This is a genomic window from Streptomyces sp. NBC_00057 (assembly GCF_045041165.1).
Classification (GTDB): domain Bacteria; phylum Actinomycetota; class Actinomycetes; order Streptomycetales; family Streptomycetaceae; genus Streptomyces.
This window is the reverse complement of record NZ_CP108256.1, coordinates 3,232,587-3,251,677: the sequence shown is the minus strand read 5'-3', so window position 1 is coordinate 3,251,677 and position 19,091 is coordinate 3,232,587. Positions and strand designations below refer to the sequence as shown.

Genomic DNA, 19,091 nt, shown 5'->3' with positions numbered 1-19,091 from the left:
ACGGACAACACGGCTGAGGGGCGGTCTCCCTGGAGACCGCCCCTCAGCCGTGCCGCATGTCGCCCCTACCTGCGCTGCTCCAGCGCTGCGCGGACGCGCGTCATCAGCCGTACGACCGATGTATCGGCCACCGACGCGACCTCGTCGTACGGGAACCAGCGCAGGTCCAGCGATTCGTCGCTGATCTGTTCCGTCGCGCCCGACGGCGCCAGCGCCGCGTACTGCACATCCAGATGCCAGTGACAGGGTGCGGGAATACGGTGGCGGTCCAGTGTCACCGGTCCGCCCGCGAGCAGGGTCAGGCCGCTGATGCCGGACTCCTCGGTTGCCTCACGCAGCGCCGCGGTGGCCAGCGTGCTGTCCTGCGGCTCGCAGTGGCCGCCCATCTGCAGCCACATCTGCAGCTTGCGGTGCAGGGTGAGCAGGACCCGGCCGCGCTCCGGATCGATCACCAGTGCGCTGGCCGTCAGATGTCCGGCTTCGCAGGCCTTCCACATGCCGTCGCGATACCGGGCCAGATGGTCCAGATAGACCTGGCGCAGTTCCTCCTGGGCCGCGTCCACCGGGTTCTCGTACCCCTTCAGTACGAGAACGGCGTCGTCGTACAGGCTCACTGGTCGGTTTCGCCCTTGCCGTCGTTCTTCCGGTCGTCGGCTTCCTCGGAGCCCGCGTCGCCCGCTTCGGCCCCGGGCTTCTGCGGACCCTTCGCGGCCTCTCCGAGCATCTTGTCCAGCTCGGAGAAGTCCAGCTGCTCGTGGTGCACAAAGCCGTCCGGATCGTCCAGGTCCTGGGCGGTCGGCAGCATGTCGGGGTGCTCCCACAGGGCGTCGCGTCCGTCGAGACCGCGGGCGTCCGTGAGCGACGCCCACAGGCGCGAGGCGTCGCGAAGCCGCCGCGGGCGCAGTTGAAGGCCGATGAGCGTGGCGAACGTCTGCTCGGCCGGCCCGCCGGAGGCGCGGCGCCTGCGCATGGTCTCGCGCAGTGCGTCCGCCGAGGTCAGGCGGGACCTCGCGGCCTCGTGCACCACCGCGTCCACCCAGCCCTCCACCAGTGCGAGCGCCGTTTCCAGCCTGGCCAGAGCGGCCTTCTGCTCCGGCGTGTCCTCCGGCTGGAACATGCCCTGCTGAAGGGCGTCCTGCAGCTGCTCCGGCTGCGACGGGTCGAACTGGCCGACCACATCCTCCAGCTTGCTGGTGTCGACCTTGATGCCGCGCGCATACCCCTCGACGGCGCCGAACAGATGCGAGCGCAGCCACGGAACATGGGCGAAAAGCCGCTGGTGGGCGGCCTCGCGCAGGGCCAGGTACAGCCGCACCTCGTCCTGCGGCACGCTGAGGTCCTTGCCGAACCTCTCCACATTCAGCGGAAGGAGCGCGGCCTTGCCCGCCGGGCCCAGCGGCAGCCCGATGTCGGTCGAACCGACCACCTCGCCCGCCAGCACACCGACGGCCTGCCCGATCTGCTGGCCGAACATCGCGCCGCCCATGGACCGCATCATGCCGATCAGCGGGCCCGCCATCGCCTGCATCTCCTCGGGCAGCACATCGCCCATGGCCAGACCGACGCGCTCGGCCACCGGGTCGACCAGCTTCTGCCAGGCGGGGAGGGACGCCTCGACCCACTCCGCACGGCTCCACGCCACGGTGGAGACCGAACCGGAGGGCAGCGACGTCACGCCATCCAGCCAGAGGTCGGCAAGCCGCAGCGCCTCGTCGACCGCGGACCGCTCGGACTGGCCGACGCTCGCGTCCTTGGTGCCGTCCGGCGTGCCCTGCGAGACCGTCTGGCGGGCGATCTGCTTGGCCATGTCCCAGTTCACGGGACCGCCCTCGTAGCTCAGCATCTGGCCGAGCTGCTGGAAGGCCGCACCCAGGTCGTTGGGGTTCATCGTGCCGAACATCGCCGCGAACGGGTTGTCCCCGCCCGCGCCGGGCCCGAAGCCGAACGGGTTCGCCGGCCCGCCGGAACCCTGCCCACCTCCGGTGGGGTCCTTCTTCTTGCCCTCGTCGCCGTTCTCCGGCTCCTCCGGCGGAAGGCCGAATCCGAATGGGGTGTCACTCACGGGTTTCCTCGGCTCGTAGGGCCGCCGGCTCGAACCGACGGCGACTGCCCGACATCACCATCCAGCGTAGACACCAAAAGTCCGCTTGGGGCCTCAGTGCTCCGCCGGCTCCCGGCCTGCGGCAGGATGGACGCCACCTGGTACGTACGCGTCATTCGGGTACGTACTGAAGACAACCGCTGGAGACGCCCGGTGAGTTCCCCAGATCCTCAGGTTCGCGCAGCGCGAAACCTGTCCGACCCCTCGACAGAGAACAAGCCCGCAAAGAGCCGCTCCAGGAACCGTGGCCCCGTCGTCGCGGTCACCGGAGCCGCGGGGGGCGTCGGTGAGCTGCTCACCGCACGCCTCGCGGCGTCCGAGGAGATCAAGCAGGTCATCGCCATCGACGAACGCCGGGGAGAAGTCTCCGAGGCGACCTGGCACATCCTCGACGTACGGGATCCCGCCATCGCGGAGAAGCTGCGTGGCGCAGATGTCGTCGTGCATCTGGCACTCGATCTCGACCTGGAGACCGACCCCGCCGCCCGCACCGCCTACAACGTGCGCGGCACCCAGACCGTGCTGACCGCCGCAGCGGCCGTCGGGGTCCACCGGGTCGTGCTGTGCACCTCGGCGATGGTCTACGGGGCGCTGCCCGACAACGACATCCCTCTGGCCGAGGACGCCGAACTGCGTGCCACGGCGGAGGCCACCGGCGTCGGCGACCTCCTGGAGATCGAACGGCTCGGGCGTCGCGCACCCCGCGCCCACCCCGGCCTCAATGTCACCGTGGTCCGCCCCACCGTCCTGGTCGGCGGTACGGACACCGCGCTGACCCGCTACTTCGAGTCGCCGCGCCTCCTGGTCGTCGCCGGATCACGCCCCACCTGGCAGTTCTGCCACGTCGACGACCTGGTCACGGCCCTGGAGTACGCCGCGCTGGAGAAGATCGACGGCGAGTTCGCTGTCGGCTGCGACGGCTGGCTCGAACAGGAGGAGGTCGAGGAGCTCAGCGGCGTCCGCCGGATGGAACTGCCCTCCGCCGTGGCACTCGGCGCCGCCGCCCGGCTGCACCGGATCGGCCTCACCCCGTCCCCGGCGGGCGATCTGGCGTACACGATGCACCCCTGGGTGGTCAGCGTGAGTCGGCTGCACGACGCTGGCTGGCGCCCGAGCTGGACCAACGAGGAGGTGCTCGCCGCGCTCCTCGAAGAGGTCGAGGGCCGGCACACCGTCGCCGGACGCCGACTCGGCCGTAAGGACGCCACCGCGGCAGGTGCCGCCGGTGCGACCGTGGCGCTGCTCGGCACCGCCGCCCTGGTCCGCCGTGCCCGCAAGGCCCGCCGCCGGATCTAGGGGGCTGCGGCCCGTCTGTAGAAGGCTCCGAGGTCAGGGGCGGCCCGCCGGTGGAAAACGCCATTCCACGATGTCGATGCGGTACGGCACTATGGGTCCCATGGCTTCCACCCACGACCACCCCGGCGAGCAGGCGGCAGGCGACCCCATCCGGCTGCTGGCGATTCGCGACACACCGTTGTCGGTCGACGAGATCTTCCGGGTGGTCGGGGACGACGCCGCGGGCGGCACGGCGCTCTTCGTCGGTACGGTGCGCAACCACGACGGCGGTCAGGACGTCGGTGCGCTCGGGTACTCCTGCCACCCCTCGGCTCAGGACGAATTGCGCCGGGTGGCCGAGAAGGTCGTCGCGGAATTCCCGGTCCGGGCGCTGGCCGCCGTCCACCGAGTGGGCGACCTACGAGTGGGCGACATCGCTGTGGTCGTCGCCGTCTCCTGCCCCCACCGCGCCGAGGCGTTCGAGGCGTGCCGCAAGTTGATCGACGACCTCAAGCACGAGGTTCCGATCTGGAAACACCAGCGCTTTTCGGACGGCACCGAGGAGTGGGTGGGCGCCTGCTGAGCGCAAGCCGATCGGGTGGTAGGCCGCCCCGATTTGCGTAACCGCACCCCTGCCGTGAGCGTTGGTCCTGCAGATGGTTAATCTGCTGATCGGTCAGTTGCGGTCGCTCATGAGGTAGGGAGGTCGTAATGGCAGCACTCGCTTGGTTGCTGATTCCGCTTTTCGCTGCACTCGGTGCTGCGATATGGGGAAGCTGGGCCACCCGTAATCGCACGGCCGGTGATGTCTCAGAACTTGCCGGGTACGCCCGGTTCCGTGAGGCGATGGAGAAATCGCACTCCGGTACCGATGTTGTCTGATCCTCCATCGAACGTACGCAGTCGCCAATCCGCACAGCGGTGCCGGCTGCCGACGCCCTCCGGCACAGCGCCACGCCCGGTTCCACGCTCCGTCCGGACCGGCCCCGACGGTGCACTGACAGACCCTTCCCGTACTGTCGTTCCATGCCACGCCGCACCGCGACGATGCTCGCCTCCACGCTGATCCTCATCGCGCTGCTCTGCGCAGGCGTGCTGATTCCAGTGCCGTATTCGGAGATGTCTCCGGGGCCGACCGTGAACACCCTCGGCAAGGTCGAAGGCGAGCCGGTCCTGCAGATTTCCGGGCGCAAGACGTACCCGACGTCCGGAAACCTCAATATGACGACGGTCAGGGTCACCGGCGCCGACTACAACATGAACCTCGTCGAGGCCGTCTACGGCTGGCTGGCTCACGACAGCGTGGTCGTACCGCACGACACGCTCTACCCCGGCGGCAAGACCGAGCAGCAGTCGACACAGGAGAACGCCGAGGAGTTCAGCCAGTCCCAGGAGAGCGCCAAGGTTGCCGCCCTGACCGAGCTGGGCATCCCGGTGTCGTCGCGCGTCGTGGTCTCCACGGTCGTCAAGGGCAGCCCCGCCCAGGGCAAGCTGCACGCCGGCGATGTGATCAAGCAGGTCGACGGCAGCGCGGTGAAGCAGCCCGAGGACGTCGCGAAGCTCGTCACCCGCCACAAGCCCGGCGAGGACGTCACGTTCACGATCATCCCGGCGAAGACGGCGCAGGCGGCCGAAAAGGCAGGCAAGGAGCCCGAGGGCAGCCGGAAGATCGCCATCACCACGGTGAAGGCTCCCAAGGAGAACCGCGCGATCGTCGGCATCCAGGCGGGGACGGACCACACGTTCCCGTTCCGGATCGACATCAAGCTCGCCGATGTCGGCGGCCCGAGCGCAGGTCTGATGTTCTCCCTGGGCATCATCGACAAGCTGACGCCCACCGAACTCACGGGTGGCAAGTTCATCGCGGGCACCGGCACGATCGACGACAAGGGCAAGGTCGGCCCGATCGGCGGCATCAACATGAAGCTGGTCGGCGCGCGCAACGCGGGCGCCCGGTACTTCCTGACGCCGGACGACAACTGCAAGGCCGCAGCCTCGGACACCCCGAGCGGACTCACGCTGGTGAAGGTGAAGACGATCGACGACGCGAAGAAGTCGCTGGAGAAGATCCGGGCGGGGGACACGGCCGACCTGCCGAGCTGCTCGGCAGGCTGACCGCGCCCCCTCGGCGGGGTCAGGCCTCGAAGGTCGCGGCCAGGGCGTCGGCCAGCCCGGGCACCAGTCCGGCGCCGGTCCGCACCTCGCTCGGGGAGTCCTTCTCGCGGAGCCGTACGGCCGACTCGCGCGTACCGTCCCGAAGGACGGCCACGGTCATTCGCACCTCCTGGCGCTCCGGGTGCTTGGCGACCCACTTGGTCAGCTGGGCATCGCTGAGTCCCTCCGGCACGGAGGCCTCGGCGGACGGCGGCAGCATCAGCCGCTCCACCGTCATCGCGCATCCGATCACCGCGTCGGGCCAGGCGATCGTGGCGAGGAACTCGTCCAGGGCGGTGCCCGGCGGAAGCTCCTCCTGCTCGATGGGGGTGAGTGAGGCGGTCGGGGAGTCGGAGCTGTCGAGACCGAGCTGGGCGGCGAGGCCCGGCTCCTGGGCCCGCAGCCGGGCGGTGTCGACGAGAGCGAATAGCCGGGCCGGCTGGTCCCAGCCGAGGCCGGAGATGTACGCGTCGATTTCGAGCACGGCGACGGTGAGGGGGCTCGCGGCCATCGGGGGGCCTGAGGGGGAAACGTTGGGCATGGCCAACATCCTGCCTCCTTCCGCCCCGGGAACGGGAACTAGGTAAAGCCTCAGTAAGTTGCATAGGTGGGCTCTACGATCGCTGGGCCCGCTTCACACGACCCGCAAACTTCGAGGTGCGCACGTTGGCTTTCCAGATGCCGGACCGCGGCGGAGGCCCGACCGGGCCACGGATCAGAGTCGGCCGCCCGTCCCGGCGCGCCCGTACCCTGCTCATGACACTGGGCGTCCTGGCGGTTCTCGCCATGGCGTTCGTCATGTTCGCCGGGTTCTGGACGGACTGGCTCTGGTACCGGTCGGTCGACTATTCGTCCGTCTTCACCACCACCCTGTGGACCAAGATCGGGCTGTTCCTCGTCTTCGGACTGCTGATGGCGATCGCCGTCGGCCTGAACATCTGGCTCGCGCACCGGCTCCGGCCGCCGCTGAGCGCGATGTCGCTGGAGCAGCAGAGCCTGGACCGCTACCGGATGAGCCTCGCCCCGTACAAGAAGTGGGTGCTGCTCGCGATCACCGCGCTCGTCGGACTGATCGCCGGAGCATCCGCCTCCGGTCAGTGGCGCACCTGGCTGATGTATGTGAACGGCGTGCCGTTCAACCAGAAGGACCCCCAGTTCCATCTGGATGTGTCCTTTTACGCCTTCGACCTGCCCTGGTACCGCTTCCTGCTGGGCTTCGGCTTCGCTGCCACGGTACTCTCGCTGATCGCCGCCGCGCTGACCCACTATCTGTACGGCGGCCTCCGCATCACCAGCCCCGGCGCGCGGGCGACCGGCGCGGCCACCGGCCATCTGTCGGTGCTGCTCGGTGTCTTCGTCTCGCTGAAGGCCGTGGCGTACTGGCTCGACCGGTACGGCCTGGCCGTGAAGTCCAGCGACTTCAAGGCCACGGACAACTGGACGGGCCTGCGGTACGTCGACGCCAACGCCTACCTTCCGGCGAAGACCATCCTGTTCTGCATCGCCGCGATCTGCGCCGTGCTCTTCTTCGCCACGCTCTGGCGCCGCACCTGGCAGCTCCCGATGATCGGCCTCGGTCTGATGGTGCTCTCGGCGATCCTGATCGGCGGGCTGTACCCGGCGATCGTGCAGAAGTTCCAGGTCCAGCCGAACGAGCAGGCCAAGGAAGCGCCGTTCATCCGGAAGAACATCGATGCGACGCGTGACGCATACGACATCGATGACGCGAAGGTCGACGACTACTCGGGCAAGAGCACGACGAACGACGAAACCAAGCTGCGCGCGAGCGCGGACGATGCCGCCAGTTACCGGGTGATGGACCCCAACGTCGTCTCCCCGGCCTTCCAGCAGCTCCAGCAGAAGAGGAACTACTACCAGTTCCCCAAGACGCTGGACGTGGACCGCTACAAGGACGCCGCCGGCAAGGACCAGGACACGGTCATCGGTCTGCGCGAGCTCAACCTCGACGGCATCCCCAAGCGCAACTGGATCAACGACCACTTCACCTACACCCACGGCTACGGCGCCATCGCGGCCCAGGGTACGACGACGGGCAAGAACCCGAAGGGTTCCCCGGACTTCACCGAGTCCGGTCTGCCGACCACGGGTGAGCTCGGCACGTACGAGCAGCGGATCTACTACGGCGAGAAGACCGAGCAGTACTCCATCGTCGGCGGGCCCCAGAAGGAGCTCGACTACGAGGAGGACGGCGAGAAGACCACCAGCTACCAGGGTGACAGCGGGGTCAGTCTCTCCAACGCGTTCAACCGCGCCGCGTACGCGGTCTCGTTCAGCGAGCCGCAGATCCTCTACTCGGGGGCCATCGGCGAGGGCTCGCGGATCCTCTACAACCGCACGCCCAAGGAGCGCGTCGAGGCGGTCGCCCCGTGGCTGACCATCGACGGCGACGCCTACCCGGCCGTGGTGAACGGCCGCATCCAGTGGGTCGTCGACGCGTACACCACCACCAACGGCTACCCGTACGCCTCGCGTACGACGCTCGGTGACACCACGGCCGACTCGCTGACCACCAACCAGCGCGCGGTCGTCGCCCAGCAGAACCAGGTCAACTACATCCGCAACTCGGTGAAGGCCACCGTCGATGCGTACGACGGCAAGGTCAAGCTCTACGAGTGGGACACCGAGGACCCGGTCCTCAAGACCTGGCGCAAGGCGTTCCCGGGGACGGTGGAGCCGCGGGCCGACATCCCCCAGGACCTGATGGACCACCTGCGGTACCCGCAGGACCTGTTCAAGGTGCAGCGCGAGCTGCTCACCCGCTACCACGTCACCAACCCCGCCCAGTTCTACAGCGGCAGTGACGCCTGGCAGGTCCCGGACGACCCGACCAACAAGGAGTCCGGCGCCGTCCCGCCGTACTACCTGAGCATAAAGATGCCGGACCAGACGGCCCAGAAGTTCTCGCTGACGACGACGTTCACCCCGAAGGGACGGCCCGACCTCGGGGCGTTCATGGCGGTGGACGCGGATGCGGCCAGCAAGGACTACGGCACGATAAGGCTGTTGAGAGTCACCACCACGGTGAAGGGCCCCGGTCAGGTACAGAGCGAGCTCAACGGCAACGACGATGTCGCCGAGTTCGTGAGAAACCTCAAGGGAACCGACTCCGACATCGAGTACGGCAATCTGCTGACCGTGCCGCTCGAAGGAGGCTTCCTCTACATCGAGCCGGTGTATACGCGCGGTGGCACGCAGAACTATCCGCTGCTGCGCAAGGTCGCCGCCTCTTACGGGTCGAAGACCGTCTTCGAGAACAGCCTCGGGGAGGCGCTCAACGCGGTCTTCGGGGTGACGGACTCCGGTACCACCGAGCCGCCCGCGGAGACCACCCGGCCACCAGGCACCACGCATCCACCGGCCACCGGTGACGCGGCGCTGAAGAAGGCGATCGCGGATGCGCAGAAGGCCTACGCGGAAGGCGAGGCAGCCCTGAAGAAGCAGGACTGGAGCGCCTACGGCAGGGCCCAGGCGGATCTGCAGGACGCGTTGCAGCGTGCGGCGGCCGCCCAGCCCAAGTCGGGCAGTGCGAATAGTGCGGGCAATTCGGATAGTGCGGATAAAGCGTCCGGTGCCGGCAGTGGTGGCTGAGTAGCTCGGTAAAGACTCACCCCCGCGTCGTGGTACGGTTTGAACACAACGGCGCGGGGTGGAGCAGCTCGGTAGCTCGCTGGGCTCATAACCCAGAGGTCGCAGGTTCAAATCCTGTCCCCGCTACTGAAAGACGAAGGCCCGGATCCTTTCGAGGATCCGGGCCTTCGTCGTGCCACGACGACTTTCTTGTGCGGTGGGTGTGAAGTGCGGTTCGCGGGGCACGAGTTGAGCCCGGACGTGTTTGACTTATCTCTCTGTGGGCATGTCGACAAAACGCTGAAGTGACCTCACTGGCCGCGATATACCAGGTGTACGCGGGTTGTAGGTGGTGCGACGATGGTATTTATGGGGGACAGGGCAACTCTGTTGGAGACAGGGCGGTTTGTGCAGCGTCGCGTTCACCGGCCGGATAGCGTGATGAATGCGGCTTTTGGTCTTGCCGCCGCGGAGAACAGCGAGACCACTGAAACCACTGAGATCATCGGGACGACCGAGACCGCCGAGACTGTGGGGTGTGCCGCGACCGTCGAGAGTACAGAGAGTGAAGAGAGCACGGGGGTCGCCGGGGCCATTGAGGCTGCAGAGAATCCCGAGACCCCGGAGAGCCCCGAGACCCGGGAGAGCCCGGAGAGCGCCGAGAATGAGGCGCGTCACCGTCGCGCCGCCGACGCCGGTGACACCACGTCGATGAGCGTCCTCGGTGCCCTGCTGCTGCGCCGCGGCGATCTGGACGGTGCCGAGCCCTACCTGCGTGCGGCCACCGCCGACGGCGACCGGGCCGCGGCCAACAACCTGGGTGTCCTCCTCCATCAGCGCGGATACACCGACGACGCGGCCGGCTGGTGGCGTATCGCAGCCGTCGCGGGTTCCGCCGCCGCCGCACACGCCCTCGGCCGCCACTACCGCGAGCGGGGCGACGAGCCCGGCGCCGAGTACTGGCTGCGGCAGTCCGCCGAGCAGGGCCATGCCCTGGGTGCATACGCCCTCGCCGACCTGCTGGAACACCGCAGCGACGTCGGCGCCGAGCGCTGGCTGCGCGCCGCCGCCGAACAGGGGCACCGGGAGGCCGCGTACCGCCTCGCGCGCATGCTGGACCGCAACACCGCCGACGACCCGCACGACGCCTTCGGCCGCCCGGGCCTGGGTCCCGCACCCGGCGCGGGCGCCGCCGGTCGTCCGGGTGCCGCCGCCCGTTCCGCAGTGCGCTCGGACGACGGCCCCATGGCCGGTCCGGCGACCGGGCGCGTGGGCGAGGCCGAGCAGTGGTACAGGCAGGCCGCCGCGCGTGGCCACGGGCGTGCCGCCCTGCACCTCGGCGCCATCCTCGAACAGCGCGGCGAGCCCAAGGAGGCAGGGCGCTGGTACCTCATCTCCGCGAAGGCCGGCGAGGCGCGGGCCGCCTGCGCGCTCGGATTCCTGCTGCGTGACGCGGGCGACGAGGAGAGCGCCGCCGTGTGGTGGCTGCGCGCCGCCCAGGACGGCGACGGGAACGCCGCCAACGCCCTGGGTGCCCTGCACGCCGCCCGTGGCGAGCAGCAGACCGCCGAGCGCTGGTACCGCGCCGCCATGGACGCGGGCGACGTCAACGGGGCCTACAACCTGGGGCTGCTCTGCGCGGCCCAGGACCGTACGCCGCAGGCCGAGCAGTGGTACCGCCGCGCCGCGTACGCGGGCCACCGCGAGGCCGCCAATGCACTGGCCGTACTCCTGCTCCAGGCGGGCGACGCGACCGGCGCCGAGCCCTGGTTCTCCAAGGCAGCCGAGGCGGGCAGCGTCGATGCGGCCTTCAACCTCGGCATCCTGTACGCCGGACGCGACGAGGACCGTACGGCTCTGGTGTGGTACGAGCGGGCCGCCGCGGCAGGCCATACCGAGGCGGCGCTCCAGGTCGGCATGGCCCTGCTGCACCACGGCGAAGAGCAGGCGGCCGAGCGCCATCTGCGCTGTGCGGCGGGCGGCGGCAGCGCCGAGGCCGCCTTCCGGCTGGCCGGGGTGCTGGACTCGCGGCAGCCGCCGCCCGGACCTCCCGCGCTCGGCGAGCCGATGCCGGAGAAGACCGAGTGCGAGGAGTGGTACGAGCGGGCCGCCGAGCAGGGGCATCGCCGCGCCCAGGTGCGGGTCGGGATGCTCGCGGCGGCCCGTGGCGACGTGGACAGCGCGGCCCGTTGGTACCGAGAGGCCGCCGAGTCGGGCAGCCGCAACGGCGCCTTCAACCTCGGGCTGCTGCTGGCCCGCGAGGGCAGCGAGCGCGAGGCCGCGCTGTGGTGGAGCCGTGCCGCGAACGACGGGCACGGTCGGGCGGCCCTGCGCCTCGCCCTGCTGGCCGCCCGCCGCGGGGAGCTCACCGAGGGGCAGCGCTGGTGCGCACGGGCGGTCGAACTGGGCCCGGCGGAGGTCGCCGAGCGGGCTGCCCGGCTGCGCGAGGCGCTGCATCAGGAGCTGACCGCGTAGGGGTGCGCGGCGGCCCCCGCACGGACCACAGAAACGGATTTGCGCTGGTCCAGAGCGTCACGTACTGTTGGTTTCAACGACGCGGGGTGGAGCAGCTCGGTAGCTCGCTGGGCTCATAACCCAGAGGTCGCAGGTTCAAATCCTGTCCCCGCTACTGAACGCAGAAGGCCGGATCCTTTAGAGGATCCGGCCTTCTGCGCATACTCCTGCGCGCGAGTCAGAGCTTGTGGCCCACCGCCTCCGAGTACATCGCCCGGTCGACGGCCTTCGTCTCCGGCACCGGGGTGCCCTTCGAGACGCCCGAATCGGCGTACGCCTTCTGCAGCCGGTCCGTCGTGCCCTTCCGTATCTCCCAGTCCATGCGCATCGACGGGGTCGACCGCAGCGTGGCCTTGTCGGTCTTCATCAGCTTCGCCAGTTCGGCGACGAAGGCGGGGTCGGACTTGTAGTCGCCGGTGAAATAGGTGTTCACCGTCCGGATATAGGCACGGAGAAAGGCGACGCCCGCGTCCGGGTCCTTGTTCAGCAGCGTCGGGCCGAAGAGCAGGCCGCCGAGCGGTTCACCGACGGGCTGGCCGCCCAGGAACGCGTACTTCTTGTCGCCGTCCACCTTGCGCCAGATCGGGTCGAGCAGCCAGGCCGAGTCCACGCCGCCGTTCTGCAGCGCGGTCAGCACATCCGCGGAACCGAGCTGCTGGAAACTGATCTTGTCGAGGCCGCCGCCGTGCCTCTTCAGGGAGGTGTCCATCGGGTACGCGATGACCGAGCCCTTGCCGATCATCGTGCCCATCTTCCGGCCCGCCATCTCGACGCGATCGGCGCTCTCACCGTCCTTGAGACGCACCCACAGGCCGCTCTTGGAGGTGGGGTCGGGGGAGAAGTTCCCTGCCACCCACTTGATGTCGAAGCCGCCGTTGATGCCGTTCATCACGGCTGCCTCGGGAGCCGCCCACTGGGCGTCCACATCGCCCTTGGCGAGCAGCGGCAGCGCGTCCGGGGTGGGCAACACCTTCAGTTCGACGTCCAGCCCCTCTTTCGCGAACTCGCCCTTCGCCACCGCGACCTGGAGCGGAGCTACGTACTCCGCACTCAGGGTGCCGGTGGCGACGGTGATCTTCCGCTTCTTCGCCAGGGGCTGGGCGGCCGGGGCGCCCTTGTCGCAGCGGGCCGGTTTCCGGTCGGGGGCGAGGTCGGCCGGGTCGGTCCAACTGCCGGCGCCACAGCCCGCGACGGGCTCGACGGTGCGCGGCGCGGCGGCGGCGCTGTCGCCGGCGGAGCCGTTCCCGGCGCAGCCTGCCGCGCCGAGCAGGGATGCTGTGAGGAGCACGACGGTGCAGGTCAAGGGGGTACGTGTACGCATAGTGCCTCCGTACGAAGAACATGGGGAGCCGTTCAGGACTGGCTGCGGCCGCGGTCGCGCGGGGCCCACGGTGTGAGCAGCCGCCCGGCGATCCGCACCACTTCGGAGAAGACGACACCGAGGACCGCCACACACACGATGCCGACGAACATCACGTCGTTCTGGAACAGCGCCCGGGAGTCGAAGATCAGATGGCCGAGACCGTCGGCCGCGGCGATCTGTTCGGAGGCGACGATGACGAGCACGGCCACCCCTGCCGCGATCCGTGCCCCGACCAGGACCGCGGGCAGCGACGCGGGCAGCAGCACATGGCGGAACATCTGCCAGGGCGAGGCGCCGAAGACCTGACCGGCATCACGGTGGCCGACCGGGACGGCGAGCACGGCCGCCATGGTGGAGATCCAGACGAAGAAGAAGACGGTCGCGGCGACCAGGGCGATCTGCGGTCCTTCACCGAGGCCGAACATATTGAGGAAGACCGGCAGCAGGGCCAGCTTCGGCACGACGTACAGGGCATCGAGCAACGGCTCCAGCGCCGCCCGTACGAGAGAGAGCGAGCCCATCAGCAGGCCGAGCGCGTATCCCGCGACGGTGCCGATCGCATAGCCGCCGAGGACCCGCTTGAGCGTGGCCCACACATCCGGCCACAGTTCACCGGCGCCCGCCCGGTCCCAGCCGTCCGCCAGGATGGTGGAGGGGGCGGGGTAGACCCGGTCATCGATCCAGGACTGTGCCGCGGCCAGTTGCCAGAGCAGCACGAGGAGCAGCGGTACGGCGACGGCGAGCGTGAGTTCCAGGGCGCGGCGCCGGCGGTGGGTGCGTACCGGATGCAGCTCCTGCGGGCCCGGTCTGCGGATCAGGACGCCGTCGTCGGGCTTCGTGGTGCTCACGGTGGTGGTCATGCCGGGACCGCCTCCCTGCGCACCTCGCCGCGCAGAAGTTCCCACAACTCGCTCTTCAGCGCGGTGAATTCGGGCGACGACCGGACCCCGCCGGTGCGCGGCCGGCCGAACGGCGGGCGGCGCTCGGCGATGATCCGCCCCGGTCTGGCGGACATCACCAGCACCCTGTCCCCGAGCACGATCGCCTCTTCGAGGCTGTGGGTGATGAAGAGGGCGGTGGTACGGGTGGTCTGGGTGAGGTCGAGCAGCTCGTCCTGGAGGATCGTGCGCAGCTGGGCGTCGAGCGCCGCGAACGGCTCGTCCATCAGCAGCATCTCGGGTTCGACGGCGAGGGCGCGGGCGATCGCGACCCGTTGCCGCATCCCGCCGGAGAGGGCGGCCGGATACGCCCCCGCGAAGTCGGAGAGCCCCATCCGGGCCAGCCAGTCGCGCGCCCTGGCGTCGGCCTCCTTGCGTGGTATGCGCTGAATGTCGAGACCGAACCGGACATTGGCGAGCACGGTCTTCCAGTCGTAGATCCCGTAGTCCTGGAAGATCATTGCCGCGGGACGGGGTGAGGTCGTACGGATGGACAGCTCGCCGGAGCTGGGGCGGAGCAGTCCGGCGGCGATCCTGAGCAGCGTGGACTTGCCGCAGCCGGACGGGCCGACGATGCAGGTGAACTCGCCCGGTGCGATGGAGAGATCGAGCGGGCCGAGGGCGGACAGGGCCTTGGCGCCGCGCCCGAACGAGCGGGTGAGCGCGTCGGCGCGGAGTTTGGGACTGGTGGCTGCGGTTGTGGGTGGGGTCGGGTGCGGATCTCCCACGGGTCTCTCCTCGCGCGTATCGAGGTGCGGATCCGCCGCGGGGCGGACGTGATCGCCGCAGACGATATGACTACCCGTCAGATTCGGGAAGGGGGTGCGCGCGTGCTGGGGGCGGGGATGTGTGTCATCCCCTGCGAGTGTTCATGCGGAAGGCCCCGGTGCGCGTGATGCTTGCACCGGGGCCTTTCGCGGCAGGACTCAGGTCGTCGCGGCGCAGTTCGGGCAGATGCCGCGGTAGGTCACCTCGACATTGGAGACCGTGAAACCGAACCGCTCGTCGCTCGGCAGATCCGTCAGCGGGTCGCCCGCCGGGTGTACGTCTCGGATGGTGCCGCAGCTCGCGCAGACGAGGTGGTGGTGGGGGCGGTGTGCGTTCGGGTCGTACCGCTTGGCCCGGCGATCCGTGGAGACCTCGATGACCTCGCCGAGCGTCACCATCTCGCCCAGGGTGTTGTAGACGGTGGCGCGGGAGATCTCGGGCAGCTTGGCGACGGCCCGGGCGTGGACCTCGTCAGCCGTCAGGTGCACATGGTCCCCGTCGAGGACCTCGGCCACGACGCGCCGCTGCGCAGTCATGCGCCAGCCGCGTCCGCGAAGTCGTTCCAACAGGTCACTCATGGGAACAAGCCTAACAGTGGGGGGACCGCGTCCCGAACGGATGTGACTTTGGATGTTCACTTGACTTGGACTATGTCCATTGTAGGATCGGGACCGGCATACGCCAAGGGACAGGCTGTGCAGGACATGACGAATGTGCAGGAACGACGCAGGAGGCGCACGTGACGCAGGGACCGCTCACCACGGAGGCCGGCGCGCCGGTCGCCGACAACCAGAACAGCCAGACCGCGGGCGTCGGCGGTCCGGTCCTGGTGCAGGACCAGTCGCTGCTGGAGAAGCTCGCGCACTTCAACCGCGAGCGCATTCCGGAGCGCATCGTGCACGCCCGCGGCGCCGGTGCATACGGCACGTTCACGCTGACCCGCGACGTCTCGCAGTGGACGCGGGCGAAGTTCCTCTCCGAGGTCGGCAAGCAGACCGAGACATTCCTCCGCTTCTCGACCGTCGCGGGCAACCTCGGCTCCGCCGACGCGGTGCGCGACCCCCGCGGCTTCGCGCTGAAGTTCTACACCGAAGAGGGCAACTACGACCTCGTCGGCAACAACACCCCGGTGTTCTTCATCAAGGACGCCATCAAGTTCCCGGACTTCATCCACACCCAGAAGCGCGACCCGTACACCGGCTCGCAGGAGGCGGACAACGTCTGGGACTTCTGGGGTCTGTCGCCCGAGTCCACCCACCAGGTGACCTGGCTCTTCGGTGACCGCGGCATCCCGGCCACGCTGCGTCACATGAACGGGTACGGCTCGCACACGTACCAGTGGAACAACGAGGCCGGCGAGGTCTTCTGGGTCAAGTACCACTTCAAGACCGACCAGGGCATCAAGAACCTCACCCAGGCCGAGGCCAACAGGCTCGCCGGTGAGGACCCGGACAGTCACCAGCGCGATCTGCGCGAGGCGATCGAGCGCGGCGACTTCCCGTCCTGGACGGTGCAGGTCCAGATCATGCCGGCGGCCGAGGCGGCCACGTACCGCTTCAACCCGTTCGACCTCACCAAGGTGTGGCCGCACGCGGACTACCCGCCGATCGAGATCGGGAAGCTGGAGCTCAACCGCAATCCGGAGAACATCTTCGCGGAGACCGAGCAGTCGATCTTCAGCCCCGCGCACTTCGTGCCGGGCATCGGTCCGTCCCCCGACAAGATGCTCCAGGGCCGTCTCTTCGCGTACGGCGACGCCCACCGCTACCGCGTCGGCATCAACGCCGACCACCTGCCGGTGAACCGCCCGCACGCCACCGAGGCGCGCACCAACAGCCGTGACGGCTACCTGTACGACGGCCGCCACAAGGGCGCGAAGAACTACGAGCCGAACAGCTTCGGTGGCCCGGTCCAGACGGACCGGCCCCTGTGGGAGCCCACCTCGGTCACGGGTGAGATCGGCACGCACGAGGCCCCGAGCCACGCCGAGGACAACGACTTCGTGCAGGCCGGAAACCTCTACCGGCTCTTCTCCGAGGACGAGAAGGCCCGGCTGATCGACAACCTCGCCGGGTTCATCGCCAAGGTGTCGCGCGATGACATCGCCGAGCGCGCGATCAACAACTTCCGCCAGGCGGACGGCGACTTCGGCAAGCGTCTGGAGGCCGCGGTCCAGGCCCTGCGCGGCTGATAAGGACGCCTGTCGTCGACGGTGGGCCGGTTCCCTCTTCGGAGGGGGCCGGCCCACCGGTCGTCCATGGGGGCTCAGCCGACGAGTTCCGCATGGTGGCGGCGCCTGGTGGGCGCCCAGCAACGCAGGATGTCGCGGACCGAGACGATGCCGACCGGCCCGTGGTCGTCCAGCACGATCAGATGGCGGAAACCGCCGTGCGTCATGGCCTCCGCGGCCTCTTCCAGGGTCCAGGTGGGCGCGGCGAAGACCACATCGGTGGTGGTGTGGGTGGCGGCGGTCTCGACATCGGGGTTCTGGCCGGAGCCGACCGCGTTGAGGATGTCGCGCTCGGTAAGAATGCCGAGCCCGCTGGTGTCCCGGTCGAGGACGACGGCGGCTCCGATGCGGCGGACCGACATCAGCCGGGCCGCCTGGCGGAGCGTATGGGTGGGTCCGATGGTGAGGACCAGCGTGCTCATGGCGTCACGGACGAGCATGAAGAGAGCCACCTCCTTCGTGAAGCGACTGCGTGAGCCGGTTCACAAGTTCACAAGCGGGGGACTCTCAGAGTGGCACCGATGCGTGACCGGAACAAGGGGAGACGAGATCATCCGAGGGGCGTGCGGTGGTGCACCACGCCCCTCGGGGGCGTGATCCGGATCAGTAGCGCTGGTTCAGATAGCCCAGGAGTTCGCGGTGGAGCAGTCCGTTCGAGGCCGCCGCGTTGCCGCCGCCGGGGCCGGACACTCCGTCCAGGCTGGTGAACTTCCCGCCCGCCTCCTGGACGATGATCGCGTTCGCGGCCATGTCCCAGAGCGAGAGCTCCGGCTCCGCGCAGATGTCGACCGATCCCTCGGCGACCATCATGTACGGCCAGAAATCCCCGTACCCGCGAGTGCGCCAGCAGGCCCTGGTCAGATCCATGAACCCGTCGAGCCGGCCCTGCTCCTCCCAGCCGCTCAGCGACGCGTACGCGAACGAGGCGTCCGCGATCCGCTCCACCTTCGACACATGCAGCCGGGTCGCGGACGTCAGACTGCGGCCGGAGAACGCCCCCGCGCCCTTCGCGGCCCACCAGCGCCGGTTCAGCGCGGGGGCCGATACCACGCCGACCACCGGCTGGAACCCTTCCTCGCCGGCCTCCATCAGGGAGATCAGCGTCGCCCAGACCGGCACGCCGCGTACATAGTTCTTGGTGCCGTCGATCGGGTCGACGACCCAGCGCCGCGGGCCGGTGCCCTCGATTCCGTACTCCTCGCCCAGAATCGCATCGCGCGGGCGCGCCCGATGGAGGTGGCCGCGGATCAGTTCCTCGGCGGCCTTGTCGGCCTCGCTCACCGGCGTCATGTCCGGCTTGGTCTCGACCTTGAGATCCAGAGCCTTGAACCGGTCCATCGTCGCCGCGTCGGCGGCGTCCGCCAGCACATGGGCGAGGCGCAGATCATCGTGGTAATCGGGCATGTCGTCACAGTATCGACCGCAGGTGAACAGAGCTACAGGACCCTGCGGCCGCTCGGACCATTGACAGTCCCCGCAAGCGCGTCAACTCTGGGACGCAGAGCCCTTGGCGCGGGAGGCGATGATGCCCACAGCGCGAGACGCATTGCTGGACGCCGCCCTCTCGGCGCTGGTCGGCCTGCCCTGGTCGGCGGTGCGCATGGTCGATGTCGCGTCCGCCGCCGGAGTCTCCCGGCAGACCCTCTACAACGAGTTCGGCAGCAAGGACGGCTTGGCCCGCGCCCTGGTCCGGAGCGCCGCCGACGGCTATCTGGCCGGAGTCGACCGGGCGCTGGGATCAGCAGGCGGTACGGGGGACAGGCTGGCGGCCACCGCTGCCTGGACTGTCCGCGCTGTTCGAGCGAATGCCCTGGTCAGGGGGTTGCTCACGGGCTGCTGGGGTGAGCGATTACCCCGTCCTGTACACCCTGCGGCCCCGACCGCATCGCTCGTGCCCGCCCAGCGGCGCGCCGACGCCGGGACGCCGACGCCCGCCGAACTGCTCGGCCAGGTCAGAACGCGAGCGGTGGCCGCCCTCGACGAGGGACGGCCACCGCACGACCCGGAGGTACTGGCCGCTACCTGCGAGATCGCACTGAGGCTCGCATTGAGTTACGCGCTGGTGCCGACTCCCCAGGGGACGGAGGGGGAGGTGGCACCACTGGTGCGCGAGGTGGTGGAGTGGCGGCCGACCGGGTGAGCGCTCGGTGCCCGAGGCGG

The 19,091-nt window shown here is 69.2% G+C and carries 16 protein-coding genes and 2 tRNA genes; 9 read left to right on the top strand and 9 right to left on the bottom strand.

All coding sequences use genetic code 11. From position 1 onward, the window contains the following. Positions 1 to 65 precede the first annotated feature (65 nt). Positions 66 to 614, bottom strand: a complete 549-nt coding sequence (locus OG953_RS14955) for an NUDIX hydrolase (protein ID WP_405684695.1) — start codon at positions 612 to 614, stop codon at positions 66 to 68. Further along, on the bottom strand, positions 611 to 2,062 hold the full coding sequence (locus OG953_RS14950) for a zinc-dependent metalloprotease (RefSeq protein ID WP_405684693.1): 1,452 nt from the start codon (positions 2,060 to 2,062) through the stop codon (positions 611 to 613). The genes OG953_RS14955 and OG953_RS14950 overlap by 4 nt, the downstream gene beginning before the upstream one ends. A gap of 192 nt (positions 2,063 to 2,254) precedes the next feature. Here OG953_RS14950 and OG953_RS14945 point away from each other — a divergent pair, with 192 nt between their 5' ends. The 3 genes from OG953_RS14945 to OG953_RS14935 all read left to right on the top strand — a co-directional run bounded on the left by OG953_RS14945 (position 2,255) and on the right by OG953_RS14935 (position 5,491). Then, positions 2,255 to 3,397 carry an SDR family oxidoreductase gene (locus tag OG953_RS14945; RefSeq protein WP_383974922.1) on the top strand — a complete coding sequence of 381 codons (1,143 nt, stop codon included), beginning with the start codon at positions 2,255 to 2,257 and terminating at the stop codon, positions 3,395 to 3,397. 100 nt (positions 3,398 to 3,497) lie between these two features. After that, on the top strand, positions 3,498 to 3,959 hold the full coding sequence (locus OG953_RS14940; protein ID WP_405684691.1) for a molybdenum cofactor biosynthesis protein MoaE: 462 nt from the start codon (positions 3,498 to 3,500) through the stop codon (positions 3,957 to 3,959). Between the two features lie 443 nt (positions 3,960 to 4,402). Next, positions 4,403 to 5,491 carry a PDZ domain-containing protein gene (locus tag OG953_RS14935; RefSeq protein WP_405684690.1) on the top strand — a complete coding sequence of 363 codons (1,089 nt, stop codon included), beginning with the start codon at positions 4,403 to 4,405 and terminating at the stop codon, positions 5,489 to 5,491. A gap of 19 nt (positions 5,492 to 5,510) precedes the next feature. Here the strand turns inward: OG953_RS14935 and OG953_RS14930 are convergent, their stop codons facing one another. Then, positions 5,511 to 6,080 carry a PPA1309 family protein gene (locus OG953_RS14930; protein WP_405684689.1) on the bottom strand — a complete coding sequence of 190 codons (570 nt, stop codon included), beginning with the start codon at positions 6,078 to 6,080 and terminating at the stop codon, positions 5,511 to 5,513. Between the two features lie 128 nt (positions 6,081 to 6,208). Between OG953_RS14930 and OG953_RS14925 the strand changes: the two genes are divergently transcribed. The 4 genes from OG953_RS14925 to OG953_RS14910 all read left to right on the top strand — a co-directional run bounded on the left by OG953_RS14925 (position 6,209) and on the right by OG953_RS14910 (position 11,747). Further along, positions 6,209 to 9,139 carry a UPF0182 family protein gene (locus OG953_RS14925; RefSeq protein ID WP_405691836.1) on the top strand — a complete coding sequence of 977 codons (2,931 nt, stop codon included), beginning with the start codon at positions 6,209 to 6,211 and terminating at the stop codon, positions 9,137 to 9,139. Between the two features lie 52 nt (positions 9,140 to 9,191). Then, positions 9,192 to 9,265: transfer RNA gene (locus OG953_RS14920), tRNA-Met, on the top strand. 213 nt (positions 9,266 to 9,478) lie between these two features. Then, the gene (locus tag OG953_RS14915; protein ID WP_405684688.1) at positions 9,479 to 11,593 is read left to right on the top strand and encodes a tetratricopeptide repeat protein; all 2,115 of its coding nucleotides are present in this window, start codon (positions 9,479 to 9,481) and stop codon (positions 11,591 to 11,593) included. 80 nt (positions 11,594 to 11,673) lie between these two features. Further along, positions 11,674 to 11,747: transfer RNA gene (locus OG953_RS14910), tRNA-Met, on the top strand. A 63-nt stretch (positions 11,748 to 11,810) separates the two neighbouring features. Here OG953_RS14910 and OG953_RS14905 read toward each other — a convergent pair. The 4 genes from OG953_RS14905 to OG953_RS14890 form a co-directional block, all read right to left on the bottom strand. Continuing rightward, entirely contained in the window at positions 11,811 to 12,953 is a 1,143-nt protein-coding gene (locus tag OG953_RS14905) for an ABC transporter substrate-binding protein (RefSeq protein ID WP_405684687.1), read from the bottom strand. 32 nt (positions 12,954 to 12,985) lie between these two features. Next, complete coding sequence (locus OG953_RS14900; protein ID WP_405684686.1) at positions 12,986 to 13,855, bottom strand: ABC transporter permease; 870 nt, start codon at positions 13,853 to 13,855, stop codon at positions 12,986 to 12,988. Further along, entirely contained in the window at positions 13,852 to 14,661 is an 810-nt protein-coding gene (locus OG953_RS14895) for an ABC transporter ATP-binding protein (RefSeq protein WP_405684684.1), read from the bottom strand. Before OG953_RS14895 ends, OG953_RS14900 begins: the two co-directional genes overlap by 4 nt. A 198-nt stretch (positions 14,662 to 14,859) precedes the next feature. Then, complete coding sequence (locus OG953_RS14890) at positions 14,860 to 15,279, bottom strand: Fur family transcriptional regulator (RefSeq protein ID WP_405684683.1); 420 nt, start codon at positions 15,277 to 15,279, stop codon at positions 14,860 to 14,862. A 161-nt stretch (positions 15,280 to 15,440) separates the two neighbouring features. On the opposite strand from OG953_RS14890, the gene OG953_RS14885 reads away from it, so the two are divergent. Next, positions 15,441 to 16,892: a catalase gene (locus tag OG953_RS14885; protein ID WP_405684682.1), complete on the top strand. Its 1,452-nt coding sequence runs from the start codon at positions 15,441 to 15,443 to the stop codon at positions 16,890 to 16,892. A gap of 74 nt (positions 16,893 to 16,966) precedes the next feature. Here OG953_RS14885 and OG953_RS14880 read toward each other — a convergent pair whose 3' ends face one another. Then, a complete protein-coding gene (locus OG953_RS14880) occupies positions 16,967 to 17,371 on the bottom strand; it encodes a cyclic nucleotide-binding/CBS domain-containing protein (RefSeq protein WP_266358107.1) in 405 nt (134 codons plus the stop codon). Positions 17,372 to 17,534: 163 nt separating this feature from the next. Then, positions 17,535 to 18,335 carry a histidinol-phosphatase gene (gene hisN, locus OG953_RS14875; protein WP_405684681.1) on the bottom strand — a complete coding sequence of 267 codons (801 nt, stop codon included), beginning with the start codon at positions 18,333 to 18,335 and terminating at the stop codon, positions 17,535 to 17,537. Positions 18,336 to 18,453: 118 nt separating this feature from the next. Here hisN and OG953_RS14870 point away from each other — a divergent pair, with 118 nt between their 5' ends. Then, positions 18,454 to 19,071, top strand: a complete 618-nt coding sequence (locus tag OG953_RS14870; protein ID WP_405684680.1) for a TetR/AcrR family transcriptional regulator — start codon at positions 18,454 to 18,456, stop codon at positions 19,069 to 19,071. The last annotated feature ends 20 nt before the right edge of the window (positions 19,072 to 19,091 follow it).

Bases quoted from the DNA above. Each gene is read 5' to 3' on its own strand.
- OG953_RS14900 (WP_405684686.1), bottom strand. From the start codon at position 13,855: ATGACCACCACCGTGAGCACCACGAAGCCCGACGACGGCGTCCTGATC.
- OG953_RS14905 (WP_405684687.1), bottom strand. From the start codon at position 12,953: ATGCGTACACGTACCCCCTTGACCTGCACCGTCGTGCTCCTCACAGCA.
- OG953_RS14935 (WP_405684690.1), top strand. From the start codon at position 4,403: ATGCCACGCCGCACCGCGACGATGCTCGCCTCCACGCTGATCCTCATC.
- OG953_RS14870 (WP_405684680.1), top strand. From the start codon at position 18,454: ATGATGCCCACAGCGCGAGACGCATTGCTGGACGCCGCCCTCTCGGCG.
- hisN (WP_405684681.1), bottom strand. From the start codon at position 18,335: ATGCCCGATTACCACGATGATCTGCGCCTCGCCCATGTGCTGGCGGAC.
- OG953_RS14925 (WP_405691836.1), top strand. From the start codon at position 6,209: ATGCCGGACCGCGGCGGAGGCCCGACCGGGCCACGGATCAGAGTCGGC.
- OG953_RS14940 (WP_405684691.1), top strand. From the start codon at position 3,498: ATGGCTTCCACCCACGACCACCCCGGCGAGCAGGCGGCAGGCGACCCC.
- OG953_RS14930 (WP_405684689.1), bottom strand. From the start codon at position 6,080: ATGTTGGCCATGCCCAACGTTTCCCCCTCAGGCCCCCCGATGGCCGCG.
- OG953_RS14880 (WP_266358107.1), bottom strand. From the start codon at position 17,371: ATGCTCGTCCGTGACGCCATGAGCACGCTGGTCCTCACCATCGGACCC.
- OG953_RS14915 (WP_405684688.1), top strand. From the start codon at position 9,479: ATGGTATTTATGGGGGACAGGGCAACTCTGTTGGAGACAGGGCGGTTT.
- OG953_RS14890 (WP_405684683.1), bottom strand. From the start codon at position 15,279: ATGAGTGACCTGTTGGAACGACTTCGCGGACGCGGCTGGCGCATGACT.